This window comes from Myxococcota bacterium (assembly GCA_035498015.1).
Taxonomy (GTDB): domain Bacteria; phylum Myxococcota_A; class UBA9160; order SZUA-336; family SZUA-336; genus VGRW01.
In genome coordinates this window covers 1-2,424 of record DATKAO010000139.1, presented here as the reverse complement: position 1 = coordinate 2,424, position 2,424 = coordinate 1, and the positions used below count along the sequence as shown (strand labels likewise).

The 2,424-nt window shown below is 71.8% G+C and carries 2 protein-coding genes; both read right to left on the bottom strand.

The genetic code is table 11. The features are described 5' to 3' along the window. The coding region (locus VMR86_12580; protein ID HTO07879.1) for a dihydrolipoamide acetyltransferase family protein at positions 1–1,124 on the bottom strand (1,124 nt) is incomplete at its 3' end. A 21-nt stretch (positions 1,125–1,145) separates the two neighbouring features. After that, on the bottom strand, positions 1,146–2,424 hold a 1,279-nt coding region (lpdA, locus tag VMR86_12575; GenBank protein ID HTO07878.1), incomplete at its 5' end, for a dihydrolipoyl dehydrogenase.

The following is a 2,424-nucleotide window of genomic DNA, read 5'->3' as shown; positions in this document are numbered from 1 at the left end:
ATGCGCAGGATCCCCACCTGCGGTTGGTTGATCACCGCGAACCCGTAGAGGTTCCCCTCGCGCCCGGGGTTCGACACGGTGAAAGTACCGCCCGCGAGATCGTCCGCCCCGATCGAGCGCTCGCGCGCCTTGGTGGCGAGCTCGTTGATCGCCTCGGCGATCCCCACGAGTGACAGCCGGTCCGTGTCGCGAATCACCGGCACGAGCAGGCCGCGCTCGGTCTCGACCGCCACGCCCACGTGGATGCCGGCGCGCTCCACGATCGAGTCACCGACCACCGCCGAGTTGATGCGCGGGTAGTCGTGCAGCCCGCGCACCGTGGCCGCGACCACGAAGGGCAGGAACGACAGCCCGAAGCCGTGCTCGGCCTCGAACTCCTTCTTCTTGCGCTCGCGCAGCCGCGCGAGCTTGGACAGGTCGACCTCGGCCACGGTGCCGACATGCGGCGAGACCACGTGCGAGACCACCATGTGCTCGGCGATGCGCCGGCGGATGGCGGTGAAGGGAATCACCTTGTCCTCGGGGGTCACTCGGTGCGTCGGCACCTTCATGCGGCCCAGGAACTCGAGCAGCGTGCCGGGCGCCGCGGAGACCGGCGCAGCCTCGGCGGCCGGGGCCGGCGCAGCCGCGGGTGCGGCCGCGGCGCGGGCAGTCACGTCGGCCTTCATCACGCGGCCGCCGGCGCCCGAGCCGGCGACGCCCGCGAGGTCGATGCCCTGCTCTTCCGCGACGCGCCGCGCGACCGGAGACACGCGCGAGACGGGCGCGGTCGGCGCCACAGGCGCGGGGCGCGGCGCCGGAGCCGGAGCGGCGGGGGCCGGGGCCGCCTTGGGCGCGGCCTGGGCCGGGGCGGGCGCGGCCGGAGTCACTGCTGCGGCAGCGCCGCCCGCGGGCTCGAGCAGCGCGAGCTCGGCGCCCACGTTCACGGTCTGACCCTGCGCCACCAGGATCTTCGCCAGCACGCCGGCCTCGGGTGCGATCACTTCGGCGTCCACTTTGTCCGTCGTGATCTCGCACAGCACCTGGTCCTTCTCGACCTTCTCGCCCTCGCGCACCAGCCAGCGCTCGAGGGTGCCCTCGACCACGCTCTCGCCCATCTGCGGCATCGTCACGGGAATCGACATCGGGTTCTGGCCTCAGCGCGCTCAGAAGTCGAGCGCGCGCCCTTCGGCAGCGAGCGCCGCCTGCATCAACATCTCGCCCAGCGTCGGGTGCGCGTGCGCGGTCTCTGCGACCTCGGTCGTGGTCGACTCCACGATCATGGCCAGCGCGATCTCGTTGATCAGCTCGGTCGCGCCGTAGCCGATGATCTGGCAGCCCAGGATCTCGCCGTACTTCGCGTCGGAGACGATCTTCACGAAGCCCTCGGTGTGACCCGTGCCGACGGCCTTGCCCGACGCGGCGAACGGCGCCTTGCCGACCTTCACGTCGTGACCCGCGGCGCGCGCCTCGGCCTCGGACAGGCCCACGCTCGCGACCTGCGGCTGGCAGTAGATGTTCGCGGGGATCTTCTTCTTGTCGATCGGGTGCTTGCGGATGCCCGCGATGAACTCGACCGCGGCCACGCCCTCGTGGCTCGCCTTGTGCGCGAGCAGCGGCGGGCCCGAGCAGTCACCGATCGCCCACACGCCCTCGGCGCTGGTGCGCTGGTCGGGGCCCGTCTTGATGAAGCCTCGCTCGAGCGCGACGCCGCGCGTCTCCAGCCCGAGGTCGGCCACCAGCGCCCGCCGGCCCACGGCCAGCAGCAGCTGGTCGGCCTTGAGCTCGAGCGCGCCCTTCTCGTTCTCGGCCGTCACCAGCACGCCCGCGCCGCTCGCGTCGAGTGACTTGAACGCGGTCTGGGTCAAGATCTTCATGCCCGCGCGCTGGAACGAGCGCGAGAGCGCGTCGGCGGTCTCCTTGTCGAAGCCCGGCAGCAGCTGGTCCTGCATCTCGACCAGCGTCACCTGCGTGCCGTAGGCGTTGTACGCGTAGGCGAACTCGAGACCGACCGCGCCGCCGCCGATGATCGCGAGCGAGCCCGGGAGCTCGCGCGACTCGAGCGCCTCGCGGCTGGTCAGCACCTTCTTGCCGTCGACCTGCACGCCGGGAAACACGAACTCGGTCGAGCCGGTGGCCAGGATCACGTGGCGCGCCTCGACCGACTCACTCGCGCCCTCGCGCGTGATCACGACCTCGCGCCCCGCGGCGAGCCGGCCGCGGCCGAGCAGCACCTCGATCTTGTTCTTCCGCATCAGGCCGTTCACACCGCGCACCAGCCGGTCCGCGGCGGCGCGGCTGGCATCGATCACCTGCGCGTAGTTCGCGCTCTGGCCCTCGACCACCAGGCCCGGCACGCCGTGCTTCACGGCGTTGAAGGTCTCGGCGGCGGACAGGATCGCCTTGGTGGGGATGCAGCCCCAGTTCAGGCATACACCACCGAGT